Raw genomic sequence first — 21078 nt, 5'->3', positions numbered from 1 at the left:
CGCGTGTCAGGACACCAATGCCCTCGCGATCGCCGCGCCGAGAGCGACATTGCCCTGGTACGCAGCGATATTCGTCTCGAGCGTACGGCCGTCCGTCGCGCGATGCATGTGCTCGAGCAGGAACGGAGTGAGACTCTTGCCGCGAAGTCCCGAAACCGCTGCCTCACGCTCCGCCTCGACGAGGACCCGGTCGTGCAACTCCGGGTCCACCTGAGCCGACGCGTCCACAGGATTGCCCACCACCACCGCCGAACGGAGCCCGAGAGCGTTGCGGGCGCGGGCGAGCGCTGCCGCGTCTTCGGGTGAAGTGATGTCGTCGACGACGCAGCCGCTGTCCCGCACGTAGAACCCGGGGAAGCGGGCGGTGCGGTACCCGGCGACCACCACCCCGAGTGTTTCGAAACGTTCGAGCGTGGCGGGGACATCGAGGACCGATTTGACACCGGCGCTCACAACGAGAATCGGAATCGACGCCAGCGCAACGATATCCGCGCTTTCGTCGAAGGTGGTGGCGGCGCCTCGATGTACGCCGCCGAGACCGCCGGTGGCGAATACCCCGATCCCGGCGTGATGCGCGAGAAACGCGGTCGCGGCGACCGTCGTGCCGCCGTGTGTCCGCTTGAGCGCGGCCATCGGCAGGTCGCGTATCCCGACCTTGACCACCTCGCTCTCGGCGTCTCCGAGTGTGACGATCTGCTCCTCGGAGAGGCCGACCGTGGGGACCCCGTCGACGACGCCCACGGTTGCCGGGACAGCACCCGCGTCACGCAACTGCTGTTCGGCGGCCAGAGCGACCGCCACGTTTCGGGGCCGGGTCAGGCCGTGCGTGAAGATGGTCGATTCGAGCGCGACTACGGGGCGACGTTCGGCCAGCGCCTCCCGCACGGGTCCGGACACCACGATCGGTTCGCTCATACGCCCGAGACTAACGGCCGGGCCGCGCGCCGGCCGTGTCCTGCACTCTCACACGGCGTGGGGACGACGGCGCCCCAGGCGCGCGAGCACTCGAGTCGACCGGTCGGCGCCCTCCGGTGCCTCGACACCCGGTGCGCACACCCCGTCCATGTAGAGCGAGTCGCCGAAACTGTCCGCTCCGGCCTCGATCCGCTCGAGTTCGGCGTCGTTGAACGTCTCCTCGAGGCCTGCGCTGGTGGCGAGGTCCCATCGATGCACGATCATGTCCCAGACGTAGAACTGGTCGAAGGTCGCTCCGATGGTCGTGGGTCCGAAGTACCCGTCGTAGGGCGTGTTCACGAGGGCGTCGTCCGCGACGATGTCCGCCACCCGGGCGTTGTGCTTCTGCCATGCACCGGCCGGGTCGTCGAGGGAGGGCCGATCACCGAGGTCGAGGTCGCGGCCGGTGAAGAATTCGCGTTGGGTATCGATGATATGGCTCAGGACGTCGCGCGCGGTCCACCCCTCGCACGGTGACGGGCGGTCCCAGTCCTCGGCCTTCAACGCGCCCACGACCGCGCCGAGTCGCTGTTCTGCTTCGCTGTGTCGGATCGCTGTTGTATTCATGGGTGCGACGCTATCGATCGCCCAGTGCGAGGTATTGATGAAATCCGACACCGGGGACTCCGGAAAGCCAGACGACGGCGAGCCGATCGAGCGCGCACACCTGAGACACCCGAACGACACAACGCACACCATCTTCCGATACCCGGCATCCCCCGATCTGGGCGACGTGGTCCGGCGCTACTGGATTCCCGTGTGGCGGGTCCCTCCGGGTCGGGAGGCTCCGCAGCACGTGCTGCGGTATCCCGTATGCCTGGTCGTGATCACCGAGGACTACGCCCGCTTCTACGGTGTCGAGTCCGGTTTGTCGACCACCGTTCTGACAGGTGAGGGCTGGGCCGCCGGTGTCATGCTCGCCCCCGCGGCGGGTGCCCTCGTGGCCGGTGGGCCACTCGCGTCGTTCACCGACCGGATCGTGGAGGTGCCGGAGGTCCTCGGCGACGCGGGCGTCCGTGTCGTCGATCGGGTGCGCGAGATGATGCGCCGCGATCCGCGGTCCCCCGAGGCTCACCACGCGGTGATGGGCGTCTACGACGAGGTCTTCCGGCGCTACCTGCCGGTCGACGACGAGGGCCGCCTCGTCAACCGTGTCGTGGCGTTCGTGGAGGACAACCCGGACGTGTTGCGCGTAGAACAGGTACGCAACGAATTCGGTCTCTCCGAGCGCGCGCTGCAGCGACTCGTCCACCGGCGCATCGGACTTACCCCGAAATGGCTGATCCAGCGGCGGCGCCTCCAGGAGGCCGCGGGCCGCCTGCGCGAGAAGTCCGGTTCGCTGTCCGAGGTCGCCGCCGTCCTCGGGTACGCCGACCAACCGCATTTCGTGCGCGACTTCAAGAACGCCGTGGGCGTGACGCCCGGCGCGTTCGCCGATCTTTACTCCGGACCGTCCTCCCGGGCATGACGGAGCCCGCGCCTCGCAGCGCGATCGTCCCTGCCGCGCTCCACTCCCTGACAACATGCGGTTCCGTTCGCGCCGAGCCACATCTGGCTTCTCGCCCGGTAGTCGCGTAGAGAAGTCCTCATGGATCCGCACCGCACCGACGAGTTCGCGCTGCTTCCCGAGAACGCCGCGGAGTTGGGCCTCGAACTCCCCGTACCGCCGACCGTGCGGCGGGTGCGCGCCGAACACGACGGCGGGCACACCAGCGCGCTGCTGTGGGGCGACGTCTCTCCCCGCCTCGTGTTCCTGCACGGCGGAGCCCAGAACGCACACACCTGGGACTCGGTGGTCCTCGCACTCGGGGTGCCCGCGCTCGCCGTCGACCTCCCCGGTCACGGCCACTCCTCCTGGCGCGACGACGGCGACTACTCGCCGTGGCCGAACGCCGAAGCGGTGGCGCACGCCGTCCGCCGCTGGGCGCCTCGTGCGGAGGCCGTGGTCGGCATGTCGCTCGGGGGCTTGACCGCCCTCCGGCTCGGCTCCCTCGCACCGGAACTCGTGCGCCGCACCGTCCTCGTCGACGTCACCCCGGCATCGTTCCGGCGGCACCAGGGCATGGCCGAAAATCAACGCGGAACCGTCGCTCTCGCGGCGGGACCGGCCGTCTTCGACACGTTCGACGAGATCGTCGCCCTCACCGCCGCGGCGGCACCGCACCGATCACCGTCGTCGATCCGGCGCGGCGTCGTCCACAACACGCGGCAGCGCAGCGACGGACGATGGGAGTGGCGTTACGACCGGATGCGCACCATGCGCGACTTCACCCCGCTGTGGGACGACCTCGCCGCACTAGACGGACCCGTCTCGCTGGTGCGCGGTGGCGCTTCGGCCTACGTCACCGAAGAGGACGTCGACGAGGCGCGTCGACGCGTCCCCGGGCTGGATGTGCACGTGGTACCGGGCTCCGGGCATTCCGTACAGAGCGACGCGCCCCGGGAACTCGCCGGCATCCTGCGGGACATTCTCTGACCGTTCAGCCGAACGCGACCACATCGAGCCATGAATCCAGCAGCGCGGCATCGCCGAACACCTCGACCTCGGCGTCGGCGACTGCTCGTCGGCGATAAAGCACCAGCATCAACTCGACCAACGGTCCCCGCACCGCCACCGCACTCTTCTCGTGCGCACGGCGCCAGACGAACTCGTCGCCGGTGAGGTCCACGACCCACTCCGCATGCGAATCGGTCGCGTGGAAATGGAGAGTGCTATCGGGTCCGTGCAGCGCGTGCCGGCGGTCGCTCATCCTCGGCCACGTCACCACAGCAAGATCGAGCCACTCGTCGACGGCGTCGAGTGCGACATCGTGGCTGAGATCGAACCCCTCGCCCAGCGCCAGCACGGCATCGGCACGGTGCACTGCAGTCTCCTGGGTGAAGCGTCGCGCATAGAACTGCGGGGTCTGCGGGCCGACCGGCATCGGGGTCCAGACCGCCCGCTCGGGACCGGCCTCGCGCAGGGACGATTCCAGATCGAGTGCGCCCGCAAGCAACCACGGCACCAGCTGATCAGGATCTTCGTCGACGTACGAGGACAGCTCACGCATCGCCGAGTCGTCCGGGGGCGTCGTCGCTCCGGTACGCACTGCCTCGGCAGCCCAGCGGTGGCCGTATCCCACATGCCGCACCAGCTGTCCCACATTCCAGCCCGGACACGTCGGCACCGGGGTATTCATGTCCCGTCCCGGCAGCACCGAGCACAGTAACTCGGTCTGTGCGGTGATCTCCCCGCAGTACCTGGTGTAATCCAGCATCTCGATCCTCTCGTCCGTGGCCCGTGCACGTACCGGTCCGAGATTCTCACGGTCCGAGTCGATCAGGTTCTCACCCAGCTCACGGCTCGGTGTTTGTCGCCTGGAGTCGCCCTGCCCAGTCGAACTCCGAATCAAGAAACGCTTCGCCCCCGGAAGCGAACGCGTCGCGCAGGTCTGTGAGGGTGGTGATGAACTGGTCGATGCGCTCGCGGGCGGACGCGGGGGTTCCGGCGGCCTTGCGTGCGTAACCGGCGGCGAGTTGCCTGGCGGATTCGAGGTCGCCGAAGCCGTCGGTGCGGACGAGGTCAACCGCAGCGTCCTTCGTTTCGTGCAAGGCTGCGAGCATCGTGTCGCAAATGGCGACTATTTCGTCGATCACGTGTGGATCGAGCCGTACGAACTCGGTCAATCGAGGACTCCCATCACCCCGTGTCCGGCTCATGCCGGTATTCCGGGCTCAATCGTCGAAACGAGCTGGTCGAAACCCGCGCACCACTCCGCTTCGGGCACCGCCCGGGAGTGATCAGGATGGTATGTCCTGCTCAGGATAACGATCCCGAATCCTGTTTGGAGGACGTACGCACACGAGCCGTGCATGTCTGGATCGATCTCCAGAAGTGCGCGACGTCCATTCACACTGACCTCGGTCGCGATATGACCGTTCTTGGCGGCTTCTTCTTCCAGACTGACGTTGCCGGAAAGCACGCTGAGTCCGTATCGACGAAGAAATCCCGGGATATGGACGGTGCCCTTGAACCGGCACCCCAGGAAGGAGTAGTCACCCATCGGATAGTCGGTCGGCTCCTTGCTCCGCGGGTCGTATCCCGCCTCGGTCAACAGATCGTCCGGAATGTCCAGGCACGGATCGAACGTGATCTGCGGGCGGCCCGAATCATCCACGACGCGCGGTGTGCGGGTGGCCGACGTCGCGCTTTCCGTGGAGACGGATTCCGACTCGCCGGTCGCGGCCGATCCTGACCCGCACGATGCTGCCGACACCACGATCGCGACACACGCCACTGCTTTTGCGACAGTCCCCCACCCGTTCACGCGACCCCCCGATGCGCTGAAGTGCCGCAGACGCTAGCACAGTGCATCCGTGACACCGAGCGACATCATCGTGGTCGAAACGGAGCGGCAGACAACAGGCACCCGCATGATTACGCTGGCAGGTAACGATTTCCGCCCCGCGCGAAGGTCCCAGCGCGGCAAGATGTGTTCACCTACCGCGATCAGGAAGGACCCACATGAGCCGAGAGTCGGAGGTGCCGCTCGAGGCACTGTTCGGATCCAGCGGTATCGCGGCGCTCGCCACCCTGAAACACGACGGGCGGCCACAGCTCTCGAACATCGTGTACTCCTACGACCTCCTTGCGCGGACGTTCTCGGTCTCGATCACCGACACGCGGGCGAAAACCCGCAACATGCGGCGGGACCCGCGCGTGAGCGTGTTCGTCGACACTCGGGACGGCTGGTCGTACGCCGTAGCCGAAGGACACGCCGAATTGTCCGATGTGGCAGCGGATCCCCACGACACCACCGTCGATGAGCTCGTCGCGCTGTACCGGGCGGTGCAGGGCGATCACCCCGACTGGGATGAGTTCCGGGATGCCATGGTCGCGGAGGGACGTCTGCTGTTGCGGGTGCGGGTCGAACGGTTCTACGGCATCGCCCGCTGACGACGCTCCTCAGTGCCGTGCCGGGCCACGGGCTTTCGCGGCGCGGGCCGCATCCGCGAATGCCTGCATGGTCGGGAATTCGAGATCGTAGGTGTATTCGCCGGTGGGTGCCGGTGTCGCACCCCACCCCGGGCGGTCGTGGCGCCGGTTGATCCATACCGAGCGCAATCCTCGCCGGGCGGCGGGGACATGGTCGTGGAACAGCGACTGCGCCACGTGCAGGAGGCGCTCGCGCGGAATCCCGAATTCGGTGAGGGCGTCGTCGAGCGCCTCGAAGTGGTCGAGAGCAGGTTTGTACGCCTGCACGTCCTCGGCGGTGATGATCTTGTCGAACTCGACGCCGAGGCGCGCGTTGCTACCGGCGAAGCCGTCACGATGGACATTGGACACGATGATCAGGGTGTAGTCCTCGGCCAGTGCCGCGAGGGCCTCGGCAGAGTCCGGGAACGCCGGCCAGTCCGGAACGGATGCGCCGAGCCGCGCCGCCCACTCGTCGGAGACTTCCGCGCCGAGTGCCGCGCCGGTGCGCCGAGATGCCTCGGCGAGGATCGCGGGGTACAACGCGTCGGGAGTGTCGCGCTCGGCCTGCGCCTCGTTCTCGGCGTACGCGAGAAGCAATTCCTCGTCGGACAGTTCCAGTCCGGCGTCCTGTGCCCACGGGGCGAGGACGGCGGCGATGCCCGTCTCCCAGTCGATCAATGTGCCGTAGCAATCGAAACTCAACGCGTCGACATCGGACAGATCCACGGCAGCTCTCCCGTCATGCATGTCGCCGAAGTGTAGGACCAGATGCCGTCCGCTTCACTCCCGGGCAGCCGCGACCGGTTGCCTCAGGATGGTGCGCAGCTTTTCCGGCGCGGTCCTGCGGAAGTCGCTCAGGTAGATCTCGTGGTGCTTGCCGACAATGCGCAGCCCGTTGCCCGGGACGAACTCGTCGTGCAGTTCCGCGAGGACGTCCGCTTCGTCGTCGAACGATCCGACGTGGAGCGTCTGCACACACCGCCCCTCCACGAGGGGTTCGAGGCGGACGTCGCCGCGTCGCACCGGCGTGCTCGTCGCGGCAACCCGGTCGAGGGCGGCGGCGACCAGGTCGCGTTCGATCCATTCCGGAACCATGACCATCAACGTCCAGTTCCAGTGGGATTTGTCGCGTGCAGAGGTGAACGACGCCATGTCCTCCGACCACCACAGCCCCTCCAGCGGCGGGACGACATAGTCACGGCCGAGCTCACGCTTGCTCGCGAATTTCAGCGTGAACGCCACGGGGTAGAGCGACTCGATCGCGTCCGCGAAGGCAGGTGAGGTGTTCGGGTCGCCGACACCATCGATCATGAGGTACCACATGTCCGGCACGTCCACGATGCGGAATTCACCGCGCGTCGCGCGGTAGGCGTCGAGCGTCTTCTTGAAGTCGATCTTCTCGGCCATACGAACCCGGACTCACCCTGCGAGCCACTACCTTTCACACCGTGAATGTACTCGAGACATTAGCGGACCGCCGGCCCGTGCCACCGACGATCCGCGCAACGCACCGGCCGGAATCGAAGCCCTCCTCGTAACCGCGAAGATCCGATTCGTCCGTTAGAGCGCGACTTCTTCGGGTACGCAACCCGTCGACCCGGGCGGTGATCCACTCCCCGGAAACGACGAGAGGAGAACTCTTCATGAGCACCGCAGCGAGCATGCTCGGCACCTACCCGCACGACATGGGCGCGATCGACCACGAGAAACTGGCTGCGTGCATCGAGGCGTGCGTCGAATGCGCGCAGACCTGTACGGCATGTGCCGATGCGTGTCTGGCCGAGGAATCGGTCGCAGAACTGACCCAATGCATTCGCACCGATCTCGACTGCGCCGACCTCTGCGAAGCGACCGGCCGGGTGCTGTCCCGGCAGACCGGCGACAACGCCTCGGTGACTCGAGCGGTCCTCGAAGCCTGTGCTGCGGCGTGCAAGGCGTGTGGGGACGAATGCGACCGGCACAGCTCTCACCACGAGCACTGCAGGATCTGCGCCGACGCGTGCCGGCGCTGTGAACAGGCATGCCGGACCTTGCTCGCGTCCCTCGGGTGATCGAGGCACCGACGCTCCGACGCCGGTCGGCCGGTTCCCCGGCACCGGCCGGGTCAAACTTTCCGCGTGGCCCACCTGCCGGAGGAGGCGCTCACCCGCCCGGCCGAGTCGTCTCGTAGCCGATCGGTAACCTTGACCGGATGAGTGTTGCGGATTCTCCATCAGCGCCCACCGACGGACTCGCCGGATGGGCGCTCGACCTGATGGATCGGCTGGGCGGTGTCGGGGCCGGTCTCGCGATCGCTCTCGAGAACTTTTTTCCTCCGCTTCCCAGCGAGGTCATCCTTCCTCTTGCCGGGTTCGCTGCGAGTCTCGGCAGCTTCACGTTGTTCGGGGCGCTGTTCTGGACGACCCTCGGCTCGGTGCTCGGGGCGCTCGGGTTGTACTCGCTGGGACGGTGGGTCGGTGAGGACCGCCTGCGGAAAGTGATGGACAAACTTCCCCTCGTCGACGTGGAGGACCTCGACCGCACGGCGGAGTGGTTCCGCAAGCACGGGCGCAAGGCCGTGTTCTTCGGCCGCATGGTTCCCGTCTTCCGGAGCCTCATCTCGATTCCCGCTGGTGTAACGCGAATGCCGCTGTGGCAGTTCACCGCCTTCACCACCGCGGGCAGTCTGGTGTGGAACACGATCTTCGTGTTCGCTGGTTATCAGCTCGGGGAGAACTGGCAGAAGGTCGAGCCGTACGCGGAGATCCTCCAGTACGTTGTCCTCGCGGTGGTCGTCGTGGTCGTCGGCTACGGGGTGCAGCGCCGGGTCCGCTCGCGGCGCGCCCAGAAGACCAGCGCCTGACCCACGGGAGGTCCCGATGTTCGGACGCAACGCCCACACGTGGTCCCTCATCCGCGCCGAACGTGCCGCACTCGCGGCCGACCTGACCGAGATCGACGACACGCAGTGGGCAACGCAGTCGCTGTGTGATCGGTGGACCGTCGAAGAAACTCTCGCGCATCTCACCGCAGTCGCGAGCATCGGGCCGATGCGCTGGTACCGAAGCGTGCTGGGTGCACGGTTCGACTTCGACCGCCACAACGCTCGCCGGATGGCCGAGCACAAAGGTGCCACGCCCGCGGAGACGCTCGGCCGCTTCGACAACGTCGTTGCTGCGACGGCCGCGCCACCCGGACCGGCGGCGGCGTGGCTCGGTGAGGTGATCGTCCACTCCCAGGACATCCGGCATCCGCTGGGGCTGCCCTACACACCCTCACCCGAGGTGGTCCGCCCGGTGGCCGAGTTCTACGCGCGACGCAACTTCGCGGTCGACAGCCGGAGCACCGTGGACGGTCTGCGAGTCGAGGCCTCGGACAGCACGTTCGCTGCCGGTTCCGGTCCGGCGGTCACCGGGACGACTCTCGCCCTGACCATGGTCATGGCCGGTCGCCCCGCCTACTGCGACCACCTCGACGGCCCCGGTGTCCCGACCCTCCTGACTCGCCTGTCCGCCCAGGCGAACTGACGTCGCTCAGCCCCAGACCACGATCGCCGCGCACGCCGCGCCCACGATCAGGACGGTCACCGCGTCCCCCGCGCCGAGGCGGGGCCGGGTCCGGACGACGGGACGCGGGCCCCGCACCGACAAGGCGTCGCCGAGGTCGCGCACCTGCCGCATGGACACCGACGCCACCGCGCCCACCGTGTCGATCAGTTCGGGCCACCACCCCCTGGGATTGCGGATGCCGGGCCGTCCGCGCAACCGGCGTGCAGCGAAGAGCATGCGCATCTCGCCGCGGATCGTCGGCAACATTCGCAGCGCGAGCGCGCACACCGTCACCCACTCGTCGACGGGGAGCCGCAGCAACCGCAACGGTGCCAAGAGGACAGGCAGGGCGTCGACCAGTTGCGACAGACTCGTCGTCCAGCCGACCAGCGACGCCAGCACCAGCAGGCACACCCCCAGCAGCAACGCCCGCACGTAGCTCGTCAGTCCGCCACCGGCAACGTTGAGCGCGGCACCGAAGGCCAGGAAAGCGAACACCCACCACGGAATCGTGGGGACCACTCCTCGCGGAATACGGGCCACCAGCAGGCCGGTCAGGAGAACCGCCGCAATGATCCCGAGCGCCGTCCAGGAGGGGATGAAACTCACGACGACCGACAGCGCGACGGCCGCCAGGATCTTCGTGCCCGCCCAGACTCGGTGAAGTGCGGTGACACGCGGTACGGGCCGCAACAGGATCAGCGGCCGGCGCTGCTCTTTCGTGCCACGTTCTTTCATGTCGTCACCACACCGATCTGGTCCACGATCCGTCCCGCGTCGAGCACCACGGTGCGTGAACACACCTCTTCCATTCCGTGCAGGTCGTGGGAGATGACCACGATCGTGACGTGGTCGACCGCTCGCAGGTGAGCGAGGATCGACACCAGTTCGCGGCGGCCGGGCACGTCCAGGCCCGCCAGGGGTTCGTCGAGTATCAGGACGCGGGGAGTGCGGGCGAGCTGAGCCGCGAGTGCGACCCGCCGCATCTCACCACCGCTGAGCCGGTCGATCGGGCGGTCCACGAGATCGGGTCCGAGCCCGACCCGGTGCAGCACCGCCGCAACGTAGTGCCGGTCGGTGTGGGGCAGGCCCGCCACCTCCGAAATCTCCTTCGCGACCGTCGGACGCTGGAGCTGCAACCGGGCCTGCTGGAAGACGAACCCGACGTCGCCGTGCAGGTCCGCCGTGGGAGTGTCCTGCAGGAGACAAGATCCGTGTGTCGGCCGGTACAGCCCCGCCATGATCCACGCGAGTGTGGATTTGCCCGAGCCGTTCGCACCCACCACCAGCACGCCCTCCCCACGGCACACGGTAAGAGTCACGTCGCCCAGCGCGGTGTGTGCCCACGGTGTGCGGTCCGCGTAGGTGTAGGTGACGTCGTGGAGTTCGAGGACGGGTTGCGGGAACGTCGGCGCGGCGGCGACCACCGGCGCGGGACGCGGTTCCGCGGCGGGTGCCGCTACGATCCGTCCTCCCGCAAGATGCACGACGCGATCGGCCGCAGCCGCCTCGTCGTCGAGATGCGTCACGAGCACGACGGTGGTGCCTTCTCTGGCAACCTCGGCCAGCAGGTCGATCAGCGCCGACCGGCTGGCGGCGTCGACCATCGCGGTGATCTCGTCGGCGATGAGGAGCGACGGGCGGCGGGCGAGCGCACCGGCCAGGGCGAGTCGCTGAAGCTGACCACCCGAGAGGTCTTCGGTGGGCCGGTCCTCCATGCCGGCGAGACCCACCCTCGCGAGCACCGCCTCGGCGTCGACGTCGTCGATTCCCCAGCGCAGGTCTTCCTCGACCGTGCGGCCGAGCACTTGGCTTTCGGGATGCTGGAACACCGTCACGGTGCCACCGGGTTGCCCGAGGCCGACGGGGCCGGGCCGGTCGACGAACCCGGCGGTGGGCTCGAGACCGGCGAGGATGCGCGCGAGTGTCGATTTCCCGGACCCGTTCCTGCCGACCACCGCCACGAACTCGCCCGGACCGATCGTGAGGTCGATGTCGGACAGCGCGTCGACGCTCGCACCGGGATAGCGGTAGGTGACGAGGCGAAGCGCCACCGGGAGAGGGTTCGGCTCACCGGAGTGGGCGCCGGACGGCCACTCGGCCGACTGTGTACTCCACGTGCTGCGCATCGACACGAGCCGGAAGATCCCGAAGCACAGCAGAGCGGTGCCGACGATGCCGACCACCACGGCGCTGCCGATCCACACCCACCACAAACGCACCATCAGGTCGATGGTCTGCTCGAAGGTGCGGACGAAGTCGTCGCCGGCTCCCGCGGCTTCGAACGCCCGGACCGTTCCCCGCATCGACGACGCGAGCGCATCGAGCAGCAACACTCTGGTTTGCTCGAACAGAAGCAGCAGACCGATCACCCCGGCGGCAAGCAGCAGACCGATCGGCACGGCGCCCGCGAAGATGACGAACACCGCCGACTTGCCCCACCTTCGGTCGGCGAATCCGACGAGCGCCCCCACCGCTGCGAGGACGAACACGGTGGCCACCGCGAACGGTCCCGCCGCGATGAGGGCCACGACACCCGACGCGACAGTGGCCGCGACCACGGATCGCACCCGTCCGGCCGCTGCGAGAAATGCGATCGGCAATGCCACGAGCACCTGCGCCACCCCGACCGGAACGAATCCGGTGATCACGGTCAGCACCGCGGTCAGTGATCCGAACACCGCCGCAGCGGCTGCTTCGGCCGGTCGAAGGGGTCCCCTGGTCCGGGGAGCGGTTTGCGCGTGCACCGGTCCCAGTGTGCCAGCGCAGGTCACTCGTGCGAACGATGACTTCCCGCGCCCGCACGAGTCGGTACGTGCACGGACGCAGAGAGTCCGTACGGGCCCCATCGACGGAAGGACCCACTCATGCCCGCGACCGCACACCCGCTCGTCGAAGCCGAACGACGCGATCTCGTCTCCGTGCTCGAAGAACTCACCGAGGAACAGTGGAGCGCCCCGTCCCTGTGCCGCGGATGGAGAGTCCGAGAGGTGGTCGCGCACACGACGATGCCGTACCGATACGGCATACCGCGGCTCCTGCTCGCCATGCTCAAGGCACGCGGGAACTTCGATCGTGCCGCCGACGCGTGCGCCCGCGCGGACGCGCGAGCGATGACCGATACCGAACTGCTCGAGTGCCTGCGCAGCAATGTGGCGCATCCCTGGCAGCCACCGCGCAGCGACTCCTCCGCCGCGCTGTGGCACGAAGTGATCCACGGACTCGACATCACCGTCGCCCTCGGAGCCGACCGGCGGGTGCCGGACGAGCGGATCGCGATGCTGCTCGGGTCGGTCTCACCGGAGAGTGTCCGCTACTTCGGAGCCGACCTGGACGGCATCCGCCTGTGCGCCGACGATCACGACTGGGAGTACGGATCGGGGGACACCGTCAGCGGCGACGCGCAGCACCTGCTGCTCGTGCTCACGGGTCGCTCTCTTCCCCCTGGACTCCTGAAAGGCGCACCCGCCGAACGGTTCACCGCTCCGGTCTAACGCGGAGGGGTCATTTCGACCCGGACGCCCACCAGACGCACCTCGCGTTCGTGATCGAACCGATCGAGCAGAGCGACGGCCGCGTCCCCGATCCGGTCGGCGTCGAACGTCGGTCCGGGAAGCGGCGCGCTCGCCGTGTGCGTGATGAAGGGTGCGTACCGGATCTTCAGGCCGACACGGACGCCCTCCCTGTTCTCGGCACGAATATCGTCTGTCGCCTGGGCAGCGAGCCGCCGTACGTGCTGCGCGAGTTCGTCCCAATCGGCGACATTGTGCTGGAACGTGGTCTCTCGACTGTGCGACCTGGCCACCCATGGCTCCCCCGTGACCGTCGCGGTGGCCGCCCCGCGACCGAGACCGACCAGCCACGGACCGATCTTCGGCCCGAAATTTTGCGCCATGACATCGACCGGGGCTTCAGCGAGTTCACGGACCGTGTGAATGCCGTGCGCGGCGAGTTTCTTCGCGGTGCGAGAACCGATACCCCACAGTGCTGCGGGGTCGCGCTCCCCCATCACCGCGAACCAGTTGTCGCGGGTGAGGCGGAAGACTCCGCGCGGCTTCCCGAACCCGGTGGCGATCTTGGCGCGGAGGATGTTGTCCCCGATGCCGACCGAGCAGTGCAGCCCGGTCGCATCCAGAACGCCGGCTTGGACGCTGCGCGCGAACGACTCCGGGTCGTCGGTCTCGACGCCGAGGAACGCCTCGTCCCACCCCAGCACATCCACGACGGCGTCGAAGCTGCGCAGGGTGCTCATCACCACGTCCGAGACCTCGTTGTACGCGTCCTTGTCGACCGGGAGAAAGATCGCATCCGGGATCTTCTTCGCCGCGACGCGCAGCGGCATCCCGGATCCCACCCCGTGTTCACGCGCCTCGTACGACGCGGTGGATACGACACCCCGCTCCGTCGGATCGCCGCGGCCACCGACCACCACCGGCTTTCCCGCCAGTTCGGGCCGGCGCAGGACCTCGACGGCAGCGATGAACTGGTCGAGGTCGACGTGGAGCACCCACGCCGTCACGGTGCCCGGCCGTCCTGGGTCGTCGAACCGCACGTCACCGGATCACGGTATGTCCCGGCGCCGTCCCAGCAGGACGGTTTCGGGACAAAGCCGGAGGCCGCTGTCGTCGCGGTCTCACGCCGGATGTAACGAAGAACACATTCGGCGCGACATCCCTACCGAAGCTAAGCGGAACAAAGAAGGGCTCATCGTGGCACACGACCGGTTGCTGTTCATCGGCCATCCCGACGCCGGAGAAGTCGCGCAATGGAGTGCGTTGCGCGATCTCGCTCCTCAGCGGGGACTGGTCCCCACCCGCAAGTTCGAACCCGGTGAGGTCGTCTGGGCTGTAGTGCCCGGTGGTGTCCTCGACAGCACGGCGTCGGGCACGCCGTCGCGGATGGTCGATGCGTTGCGTGCCGCCCACATCCCGTGCACGAATGCACTGGACGCGATCCGGCACGTGTACTGACCGAAACGCTCCGCCGCGGCTCAGCCCACCTCCCCGGACGGCAGGTCCGCCGACAGCGGAGCGCCGAACTGCATCCGCAGCCCGAGCGCCTGGTCGATCACCCGCTCCCCCAGCCGCACGCGTTCGGCGAGGGTTCCGGTGAGCAGCACCCAGGACCGGCCGGTCGCCGTGAGCATGTCGACGAACCACTCCGTCATCTCCGCCCGGATGTCTTCCCCGTCGCGGATCCCGTCCTGGACGAACGGGACTCCCACGTGATCGGTGACGAGGTAGAGGGCATCCCGGTCGGGAACCTCCGTCCACGCGCGCCGGCTCTCCGGGCCGAGGTAGCGCCGCTCCCAGACGGTGGTCGCGACCGCGTCGGTGTCGCATAGAAGCACCGGTGATCCGGTCCGTGCCGCCTCCTCCTCGAGGCGGGTCTGCTCCGCGGCGATGTGCGCGAAGTCGTCGCCGGTCCAGGTGAGGGCGTGCATCGACGCGGCCGGATCACGCTCTTTCATTCGAGCGAGGGTGTCCACGGTGGCCTGTCGCCCGTACTCCGGCACCCACCGAGTCCGCTCCCACACCCCGCCGCGGGCACGGTAGCGCTCCGACAACGCGCGGCTCACCGTCGTGGTGCCGGTGGATTCGGCCCCGAGAACCACGATGCGCGTCGTCAGACCCGCGCGGGCAGGCGAGTCGAGGTGGTCCCAGCATCCCGCGAGATCGGCGCGACACGCCGTTCCGGATACCGGATACGCGATGCGATCGACGTCGACGCAGACGTGGGTCGCCGAAAAGCGTTGCGCCAGTTCGTCACCGTATTTCTCGCTGGACACCACCGCGTCGACCGGGATGCCGGTGACCGTCCGCACCGCGGCGCGCATGCAGGCGACCTGCGCCGCCCACACAGCGTCCGAGCCGAAGTCCATCGGGGCGTCGCACACGATTCCGGTGACGGTGACTCCGCGGTCGGCGCGATGCGTCTCGCGCATCCACGCCACTCTCCGGCCCAGCGGGATCGACTCTGCGGCGGACGCCATGACGACCACGGTGACGCGGTCGGCCACCTGTGCTGCGGTGCGCACCAGATGGTGGTGCCCGATGTGTGGCGGGTAGAACTTGCCGATGACGAGCGCGTGTCGGTACATCACGCCACCCGTGCGAACTCGGGCGTCTTCACGCGGGTGCTGCGCCAGGCGATGAGGCCGCGTACGCAGAGCGCCAGGAAACCGATGTAGAGCAGTGCGGTCAGGGTGAGGCCCTTGTGCAGATAGAGCGGGATGTAGATCAGGTCGGCGGCGATCCACAGCAGCCACGACTCCCACCGCTTGGTGGCCTGGCCCCACGTCGCGAGCAGCGAGAGGACGGTGGTGGCCGCATCCCAGAACGGCACGGTCGACGGGGTGGCGGTGTCGAGCAGGACGGTCAGCGCGGCGGTGCCGGCGATACCCGCGCCGACGAGCCACAGCCACTCGCGCCCACTGGTGCCGGTCACGGGCAGCACCCCACCGTCGTGCCCCCGCACCCAGTTGGTCCAGCCCCACACCGCGAGCCCGATGTAGACGATCTGCAGTCCCGAATCCGCGTAGAGGCCGGCGGTGGCGAACAGCAGGATCCAGACCAGGTTGTTGACGATGCCGATGGGCCAGTTCAGCGCGGACTGCCGGCCCACCAGATACACGCACCACGCACCGGAGAGGAAACCGAGGACCTCCGCCCACGTGGTGGGAGCGCCGAGGGCGGTGAACGCCGTCGAGTTCAGGAATGTGAGCATGGCGATCCTTTCACTGGTGCCAGTGATTAGATCAGTATTGCGCTAAGTGCGCAACGAGCGTTCAGACCGTGGCGCCCTCCGCGACGTGGTGGCGTCCGAGCGGCAGCATCAGGGGCTTGCCCGACACCGGATCGGAGATCACGTGACTGTCGAGCCCGAACACCGCCCGCACGGTCTCGGTGGTGAGAACGTCGGACGGATCACCCGCCGCGTAGACATCACCGGCGGCAATGGCCACGAGGTAATCCGCATACCGCGCAGCAAGATTGAGGTCGTGCAGCACCATGACGATCGTCGTGCCCCGGCTCCGGTTGAGATCGGTGAGCAAATCCAGCACCTCGATCTGGTGGCTCACGTCCAGGAAGGTCGTGGGCTCGTCGAGCAGCAGCACGTCGGTCTGCTGGGCAAGTGCCATGGCGATCCAGACGCGCTGCCGCTGCCCGCCGGAGAGTTCGTCGACGTGCCGCTCTGCCAGTTCGGTCGTGTGGGTCGCAGCGAGAGCATCCGCCACCGCGGCATCGTCCTCACGACTCCACCGCGAGAGCACTCGTTGGTGTGGGTGGCGGCCGCGCCCGACCAGATCCGCCACGACGATTCCTTCCGGCGCGATCGGCGACTGCGGGAGCAGACCCAGAGTGCGGGCGAGTTGCTTGGCCGGCAACCGGTGCACGTCCTTGCCGTCGAGCAGAACGTGCCCCGAGCGCGGCGCCAGCAGGCGCGACATCGACCGCAACAGCGTCGACTTTCCGCACGCGTTGGCCCCGACGATGCACGTGATCTTTGCCGGCGGCACCACCAGATCGAGGGATTCGACGACGGTACGTCCGCCGTATCCGAGTTCGAGGTCTTCGACGACGAGGGTGTGGGCTGCGGTCACAGCGAGCCTCCCGAGCGGTTGGAACGAATGATGAGGTAGACGAGATACGGCGCGCCGAGCACACCCGTCACGACACCGACGGGATAGCGGGTGCCGAACGCGTACTGACCGCAGAAGTCGGCGACGAGTACGAGCAGCGCCCCGACGAGGGCCGCGGGAACGACGAGCGACGTGCCCGGTCCGACGATGCGCGCTGCGATGGGCCCGGACAGGAACGCGACGAACGCGATCGGGCCGGCGGCGGCGGTGGCGAACGCGATCAGCCCCACCGCGGCGATGATGAGCACGATGCGTGTGCGCTCGACCCGGACGCCGAGCGCCTGCGCGGTGTCGTCGCCGAGTTGGAGCATCGACAGGTTGCGTGTCTGACCGAGCAGCACCGGTCCGAACACTGCCAGCGCGACGAGCACCGGAACGGTCGCGGTCCACGTCGTTCCGTTGAGGCTGCCGGTGAGCCACCGGGTGGTCTCCTGCAGGTCCCAGGTCGCCGCCGTGCTCAGCAGGTACGACGTGAGGCTGTCGAGCATGGCGGCGATACCGATGCCGATGAGGATCAGCCGGGTGCCCGCCACACCGTTCCGGAACGAGAGCGCGTAGATCAGCACCGCGACCGCCAGGCCCGCCACGATCGCGACCGCGGACACCTGCGACCCGCCGAGTGAGAGCACGATGATGGCGAAGGCTGCGGCGGCGCTCGCGCCGGAACTGATGCCGATGATGTCGGGGCTGGCGAGTGGGTTGCGCAGCATCGTCTGGAAGGTCACGCCGCCGAGGCCGAAGCAGATTCCGGCGACCACCGCGAGCACCGTGCGAGGTATCCGGAGTGTGCCGACGGTGAAGGACGCGCCGGGCACGTCCTCCCCCAGGATCACCCGCATCACGTCGGACGGTGGATAGAACGTCTTGCCGAACATCAGGCTTGCTGCGAACGCGGCGGCCACGAGCACGACCAGCACCGCGATGATGCCGCGTCTGCGTCGTCCCCGCCGAACGCGGTTTGCCGCAAGGGTGTCGGTTCCGGAGGTGGAGGTATCGAGGGTGGCGGTCACAGTTCGCGTATCTTCTGGCGTCGGACGATGTAGATGAAGAACGGTGCCCCGATCAGGGCGGTGATGATGCCCACGTCGATCTCGCTGGGCCTCGCCACGATCCGGCCGAGGATGTCGGCTGCAGTGAGCAGGCCGGCGCCGGTCAGCGCCGAAAACGGCAGCAGCCATCGGTTGTCGACCCCGATCAGCATGCGGCACAGGTGCGGCACGACGAGCCCGACGAAAGCGATGGGTCCTGCGATGGCGGTCGCGGCGCCGCAGAGCAGTACCGCTCCCAGCGCCGCGATACCGCGCGCGATCGCGACTCGCTCACCGAGACCGGCCGCGACCTCGTCGCCGAGTGCGAGCGAGTTGAGGCTGCGCGCCGAAAGGAGCGAGACCACGAACCCGACGGCGAGGAAGGGCAATGCCTGCCCGACGGCGTCGAAGCTCGCGCCGCCGACACCACCGATCTGCCACGACCGCACGCTGCCGGCGATGTCGTTGCGCGGCAGCACGACAGCGGTGATGAACGACGCAAAGGCCGCCGACGTCGCCGCGCCCGACAGCGCAAGCTTGAGGGGTGTCGCGCCGCCGCGCCCGAGAGAGCCGACGGTGTAGACGAACAGGGCGGCGATGCCCGCTCCGAGAATCGCCACCCAGATCATGCTCGTCTGCGTCCACAGACCGAAGTACGCCATGCCCACGACCACCGCGAGCGAGGCCCCCATGTTGACTCCGAGAATTCCCGGGTCGGCCAAGGGGTTTCGGGTGACGCCCTGCATCACCGCGCCGGCGAGGCCGAGAGCGGCGCCGACGAGGAGCGCGAGCACAGTGCGCGGGATGCGTTTGGCCACGGCGCCCTGACCGATGTTGTCCGTCGAGCCGCCGAGCGCAGCGACGATGTCGGACCATTCGACGTCGCGTGAACCGATGACGACGGACATCACGGTCAGCGCGACGAGCACACCGGTAAGAACCAGCAGCCACAGCAGACGGCCGAACGTCGGGCGTCCCGTGGTGAGAGCGCCCGACGTCGAATCCGGTTGGGTTACCGTCACTCCGGTGAGCCGGTGGCAGCCTTCGCGAGCAGGTCGACGTAGTCGCCGAGCACCCACGAGATAGCGAGCGGAGTCGGGTTCGCGGCCGTGCCCAGCGGGCCGGAGCCGTCGAGGAACACGATCGAGTTGTTGGCAACAGCCGGCATCTGAGAGAGCAGCGGGTCGGCCTTCAGCGCGTCCACCAATGCCTGGTCGCCGTAGGTGACGATGATCTCGACATCGTCGAAGACGTCGACGCGCTCGGCACTGACCTTCTGCGAGTACTCCTCACCGGTCGACGCCTCGGCGACGCTCTTCGGAGTGGACAGACCCAGGTCCTCGAAGAATGCGGAACGGGTGTCCTTGGCGGTGTAGAAGCTGACCTGGCTCAGGTCGGCGGTGTCGACGTGCGTGAGGAACATCGTGGACTTGCCCGCGAGACCCGGGTGCGAGGCCACCTCGTCGGCGATCTGCTGTTCGAAGTCGGCGATGAGGGCCTTGCCCTCGTCTTCCATGCCGAGGCCCATGCTGTTGTAGAGGATGGTGTCGCGCCACGACGTCGCCCACGGCGCCTCGGGGAATGCGACCACCGGCGCGATGGCGCTCAGCGTGTCGTAGGTCTCCTGCGTCAATCCCGAGTAGGCCGCGAGGATTACGTCCGGATCGGTGTCCGACACGGCTTCGAAGTCGATGCCGTCGGTCTCGTCGAAGAGCACCGGGGTCTCGCCGCCGAGTTCCTCGAGCTTCTCCTCGACCCACGGCAGCATGCCGTTGTTGTCGTCGTCGCCGAAGTTCGCTGCGGCCATACCGACGGGGACGATGCCGAGGGCAAGCGGCACCTCGTGGTTGGCCCAGTTCACGGTCGCGACGCGGGTGGGCTTCTCGTCGATCGTGGTGGTGCCGAAGGCATGCTCGATCGTGACCGGGAATGCGCCGGGTCCGGTCTCGGAGGCCGCGGTGTCCGCGGACTCCGACGAGTCGGAACCACAGGCCGTCATGCCCAGTGTGACCGCGACTGCCGCCGCGGCCACTGTCAGGAAGCGCTTGGAACGCATGGGGTATTACTCGCTCTCGTGCAAGGGGTGACCACACTCCCACAACCGCGGGAATTAGGTGAGGTTTGCCTAAACCGTAATGTTTGTCCGGTCCGGGCGCAATCGCGCGTTCGGGACATCCGATGTCGCGTTCGGGACAGCTACCCCGTCAATCGGAACGTGCCCGGTGTGCTTCCCATGATTCGGCGGAACGCCGCGCCGAACGCGCTCACCGACCGATAACCCATGATCTGGGCCACCTCGCCGAGTTCGAGACCGGCGCCGAGAAGGATCGCGGCGCGCTGTGCCCGAACCGCTGCGGTCCACCGTCCGAAACTCATTCCCGTCTCCGACCGGAACACGCGAGTGATGGTCCGGGCACTCACCCCCAGCGCCGTTGCCCAGTCCGCGAGCGTGCGCGGGTCGCCGGGGTCGGCATCGACCGCCTCGACGATCGGCCGCAACAGCGGGGATGTCGGCATCTGCACCAGCAGTTCCTGGTCCGACGGCGCGAGCACGTCGATCACCATCTTCTCGGTCAGCGCTCGCGACTCACTTCCGAGCGACTCGTGCGTCAAACGGTCGAGCAGTAACCGGAGCAGCGGCGTCATCTCGACGGACACCGGGCGCTCGGAGAGTGCGGGCGTCGCGCCGATGCCGAAGTGCGCCGTGCGATACCACGTGCCCGCCGGCGTGATGCCGGAGTGCAGCAGCCCGGCGGGTATCCACAACCCGATCGTCGGTGTCACCGTCCAGGTCCGTGCCCCCACCGTGACACTCGACGCGCCGCGTTCGTTCCACAGCAGTTCGTGGGTGGGGTGTGAGTGCGGTTCGAACCGCGTGTCGCGGGAGACGAGTTCGTCCATGCCGGCGATGACGAACGGCACGTCGATCGCTCCGGCCTCGTACACCGGCAGCGTCCTGGTCTCCATGGG

Annotated in this window: 25 protein-coding genes; 8 read left to right on the top strand and 17 right to left on the bottom strand. The window is 67.9% G+C overall.

The window, feature by feature from the left end; all coding sequences use genetic code 11:
- Window positions 1-6 precede the first annotated feature (6 nt).
- Both HF886_RS15030 and HF886_RS15025 read right to left on the bottom strand, forming a co-directional pair.
- The gene (locus tag HF886_RS15030) at window positions 7-915 is read right to left on the bottom strand and encodes a pseudouridine-5'-phosphate glycosidase (protein ID WP_169652747.1); all 909 of its coding nucleotides are present in this window, start codon (window positions 913-915) and stop codon (window positions 7-9) included.
- Between the two features lie 48 nt (window positions 916-963).
- Window positions 964-1521 carry a TIGR03086 family metal-binding protein gene (locus HF886_RS15025; RefSeq protein WP_169652746.1) on the bottom strand — a complete coding sequence of 186 codons (558 nt, stop codon included), beginning with the start codon at window positions 1519-1521 and terminating at the stop codon, window positions 964-966.
- A 37-nt stretch (window positions 1522-1558) separates the two neighbouring features.
- Between HF886_RS15025 and HF886_RS15020 the strand changes: the two genes are divergently transcribed.
- Together HF886_RS15020 and HF886_RS15015 are read left to right on the top strand one after the other, a co-directional pair.
- On the top strand, window positions 1559-2422 hold the full coding sequence (locus tag HF886_RS15020) for an AraC family transcriptional regulator (protein WP_169622418.1): 864 nt from the start codon (window positions 1559-1561) through the stop codon (window positions 2420-2422).
- 120 nt (window positions 2423-2542) lie between these two features.
- Window positions 2543-3430, top strand: a complete 888-nt coding sequence (locus HF886_RS15015) for an alpha/beta hydrolase (protein ID WP_169652745.1) — start codon at window positions 2543-2545, stop codon at window positions 3428-3430.
- Between the two features lie 4 nt (window positions 3431-3434).
- Here the strand turns inward: HF886_RS15015 and HF886_RS15010 are convergent, their stop codons facing one another.
- The 3 genes from HF886_RS15010 to HF886_RS15000 all read right to left on the bottom strand — a co-directional run bounded on the left by HF886_RS15010 (window position 3435) and on the right by HF886_RS15000 (window position 5210).
- A complete protein-coding gene (locus HF886_RS15010; protein ID WP_169622416.1) occupies window positions 3435-4211 on the bottom strand; it encodes a maleylpyruvate isomerase family mycothiol-dependent enzyme in 777 nt (258 codons plus the stop codon).
- Window positions 4212-4290: 79 nt separating this feature from the next.
- On the bottom strand, window positions 4291-4620 hold the full coding sequence (locus tag HF886_RS15005) for a hypothetical protein (RefSeq protein WP_169652744.1): 330 nt from the start codon (window positions 4618-4620) through the stop codon (window positions 4291-4293).
- A gap of 29 nt (window positions 4621-4649) precedes the next feature.
- The gene (locus tag HF886_RS15000) at window positions 4650-5210 is read right to left on the bottom strand and encodes a DUF3558 domain-containing protein (protein WP_346765383.1); all 561 of its coding nucleotides are present in this window, start codon (window positions 5208-5210) and stop codon (window positions 4650-4652) included.
- A 248-nt stretch (window positions 5211-5458) separates the two neighbouring features.
- Here HF886_RS15000 and HF886_RS14995 point away from each other — a divergent pair, with 248 nt between their 5' ends.
- Window positions 5459-5890 carry a PPOX class F420-dependent oxidoreductase gene (locus HF886_RS14995; RefSeq protein WP_169622414.1) on the top strand — a complete coding sequence of 144 codons (432 nt, stop codon included), beginning with the start codon at window positions 5459-5461 and terminating at the stop codon, window positions 5888-5890.
- Between the two features lie 9 nt (window positions 5891-5899).
- On the opposite strand, the gene HF886_RS14990 is transcribed toward HF886_RS14995, so the two are convergent.
- Both HF886_RS14990 and HF886_RS14985 read right to left on the bottom strand, forming a co-directional pair.
- Window positions 5900-6658, bottom strand: coding sequence for an HAD-IA family hydrolase (locus HF886_RS14990; RefSeq protein WP_206038822.1), 759 nt, complete (start codon window positions 6656-6658; stop codon window positions 5900-5902).
- 33 nt (window positions 6659-6691) lie between these two features.
- Window positions 6692-7318 (bottom strand): GyrI-like domain-containing protein, encoded by a 627-nt coding sequence (locus tag HF886_RS14985; RefSeq protein WP_169652742.1) that lies wholly within the window; start codon window positions 7316-7318, stop codon window positions 6692-6694.
- Window positions 7319-7554: 236 nt separating this feature from the next.
- Here HF886_RS14985 and HF886_RS14980 point away from each other — a divergent pair, with 236 nt between their 5' ends.
- The 3 genes from HF886_RS14980 to HF886_RS14970 all read left to right on the top strand — a co-directional run bounded on the left by HF886_RS14980 (window position 7555) and on the right by HF886_RS14970 (window position 9417).
- Entirely contained in the window at window positions 7555-7962 is a 408-nt protein-coding gene (locus HF886_RS14980) for a four-helix bundle copper-binding protein (protein WP_169652741.1), read from the top strand.
- A gap of 140 nt (window positions 7963-8102) precedes the next feature.
- A complete protein-coding gene (locus HF886_RS14975; protein ID WP_169652740.1) occupies window positions 8103-8753 on the top strand; it encodes a DedA family protein in 651 nt (216 codons plus the stop codon).
- A gap of 16 nt (window positions 8754-8769) precedes the next feature.
- Window positions 8770-9417, top strand: coding sequence for a maleylpyruvate isomerase family mycothiol-dependent enzyme (locus HF886_RS14970; RefSeq protein WP_169622410.1), 648 nt, complete (start codon window positions 8770-8772; stop codon window positions 9415-9417).
- 6 nt (window positions 9418-9423) lie between these two features.
- On the opposite strand, the gene HF886_RS14965 is transcribed toward HF886_RS14970, so the two are convergent.
- Together HF886_RS14965 and HF886_RS14960 are read right to left on the bottom strand one after the other, a co-directional pair.
- On the bottom strand, window positions 9424-10176 hold the full coding sequence (locus HF886_RS14965; RefSeq protein ID WP_169652739.1) for an energy-coupling factor transporter transmembrane component T: 753 nt from the start codon (window positions 10174-10176) through the stop codon (window positions 9424-9426).
- Window positions 10173-12185, bottom strand: coding sequence for a DUF2232 domain-containing protein (locus HF886_RS14960; protein WP_206038821.1), 2013 nt, complete (start codon window positions 12183-12185; stop codon window positions 10173-10175). The genes HF886_RS14965 and HF886_RS14960 overlap by 4 nt, the downstream gene beginning before the upstream one ends.
- Before the next feature lie 120 nt (window positions 12186-12305).
- Here HF886_RS14960 and HF886_RS14955 point away from each other — a divergent pair, with 120 nt between their 5' ends.
- Complete coding sequence (locus HF886_RS14955; RefSeq protein WP_169652738.1) at window positions 12306-12932, top strand: maleylpyruvate isomerase family mycothiol-dependent enzyme; 627 nt, start codon at window positions 12306-12308, stop codon at window positions 12930-12932.
- Here the strand turns inward: HF886_RS14955 and HF886_RS14950 are convergent.
- On the bottom strand, window positions 12929-13957 hold the full coding sequence (locus HF886_RS14950) for a DNA polymerase IV (RefSeq protein WP_296551573.1): 1029 nt from the start codon (window positions 13955-13957) through the stop codon (window positions 12929-12931). The two genes, HF886_RS14955 and HF886_RS14950, sit on opposite strands and share 4 nt — an antisense overlap.
- Before the next feature lie 190 nt (window positions 13958-14147).
- On the opposite strand from HF886_RS14950, the gene HF886_RS14945 reads away from it, so the two are divergent.
- Complete coding sequence (locus tag HF886_RS14945) at window positions 14148-14408, top strand: hypothetical protein (protein ID WP_169652737.1); 261 nt, start codon at window positions 14148-14150, stop codon at window positions 14406-14408.
- A gap of 20 nt (window positions 14409-14428) precedes the next feature.
- Here HF886_RS14945 and HF886_RS14940 read toward each other — a convergent pair whose 3' ends face one another.
- The 7 genes from HF886_RS14940 to HF886_RS14910 all read right to left on the bottom strand — a co-directional run bounded on the left by HF886_RS14940 (window position 14429) and on the right by HF886_RS14910 (window position 21075).
- Window positions 14429-15538 (bottom strand): AAA family ATPase, encoded by a 1110-nt coding sequence (locus HF886_RS14940; protein WP_169652736.1) that lies wholly within the window; start codon window positions 15536-15538, stop codon window positions 14429-14431.
- On the bottom strand, window positions 15538-16164 hold the full coding sequence (gene pnuC / locus HF886_RS14935; RefSeq protein WP_169652735.1) for a nicotinamide riboside transporter PnuC: 627 nt from the start codon (window positions 16162-16164) through the stop codon (window positions 15538-15540). The genes HF886_RS14940 and pnuC overlap by 1 nt, the downstream gene beginning before the upstream one ends.
- Window positions 16165-16225: 61 nt before the next feature.
- The gene (locus HF886_RS14930) at window positions 16226-17041 is read right to left on the bottom strand and encodes an ABC transporter ATP-binding protein (protein WP_169652734.1); all 816 of its coding nucleotides are present in this window, start codon (window positions 17039-17041) and stop codon (window positions 16226-16228) included.
- Complete coding sequence (locus HF886_RS14925; RefSeq protein ID WP_169652733.1) at window positions 17038-18090, bottom strand: iron chelate uptake ABC transporter family permease subunit; 1053 nt, start codon at window positions 18088-18090, stop codon at window positions 17038-17040. Before HF886_RS14925 ends, HF886_RS14930 begins: the two co-directional genes overlap by 4 nt.
- Window positions 18087-19130 (bottom strand): iron ABC transporter permease, encoded by a 1044-nt coding sequence (locus HF886_RS14920; protein WP_169652732.1) that lies wholly within the window; start codon window positions 19128-19130, stop codon window positions 18087-18089. Before HF886_RS14920 ends, HF886_RS14925 begins: the two co-directional genes overlap by 4 nt.
- Window positions 19127-20164 carry an iron-siderophore ABC transporter substrate-binding protein gene (locus tag HF886_RS14915; RefSeq protein WP_169652731.1) on the bottom strand — a complete coding sequence of 346 codons (1038 nt, stop codon included), beginning with the start codon at window positions 20162-20164 and terminating at the stop codon, window positions 19127-19129. The genes HF886_RS14920 and HF886_RS14915 overlap by 4 nt, the downstream gene beginning before the upstream one ends.
- A 140-nt stretch (window positions 20165-20304) precedes the next feature.
- On the bottom strand, window positions 20305-21075 hold the full coding sequence (locus HF886_RS14910; protein ID WP_169652730.1) for an AraC family transcriptional regulator: 771 nt from the start codon (window positions 21073-21075) through the stop codon (window positions 20305-20307).
- Window positions 21076-21078 lie beyond the last annotated feature (3 nt).

Origin of the sequence: Rhodococcus sp. 105337, from assembly GCF_012844225.1 — a bacterium.
In the GTDB taxonomy this organism is placed as follows: Bacteria; Actinomycetota; Actinomycetes; order Mycobacteriales; family Mycobacteriaceae; genus Rhodococcus.
Note: the sequence above shows the minus strand (reverse complement) of the source record. Positions and strands in the feature narration are given on the sequence as shown.